The sequence below is a fragment of the Streptomyces milbemycinicus genome, assembly GCF_002154605.1.
In the GTDB taxonomy this organism is placed as follows: Bacteria; Actinomycetota; Actinomycetes; order Streptomycetales; family Streptomycetaceae; genus Streptomyces; species Streptomyces milbemycinicus.
This window is the reverse complement of sequence record NZ_MUNE01001325.1, coordinates 240-593: the sequence shown is the minus strand read 5'-3', so window position 1 is coordinate 593 and position 354 is coordinate 240. Positions and strand designations below refer to the sequence as shown.

The following is a 354-nucleotide window of genomic DNA, read 5'->3' as shown; positions in this document are numbered from 1 at the left end:
CGCGGCCGTCCGCGGGGCGGGCGCTGTTCGCGGCGGGTGGGGAAGTGGTCCTCGACCTTCCGCTGGCCACCTCGCCACGCGATGTGGACACCTCCTGGTCGCTGCTTCCCCGGGTGGCGCCGTTGGCCTCGCTGCGCGGTGAGTGGCCCTCCTGCCTGGTGGCCCGCGTCGACCGCTCCGGAGCCGATCTCGAACTGCTGGACGACGCCGGCCAGCGTCCCGTAGGCCGGGCGAGCGGCGGACCGCCGCAGGGGCGCGGACACCGCTCCGTACCAGCCGACCGGTACGAATGGCACTACCGGAACCGGGTCGAGAAGACCTGGGACCAGACCGCGGACGTCGTCGCGGACGAGC

General features: G+C 74.3%; 1 protein-coding gene. It reads left to right on the top strand.

Annotated elements, in window-relative coordinates; genetic code table 11:
- Window positions 1-354 (top strand): baeRF2 domain-containing protein (locus CCN51_RS59090; RefSeq protein ID WP_483883495.1); only part of this gene is annotated, 354 nt, incomplete at both ends.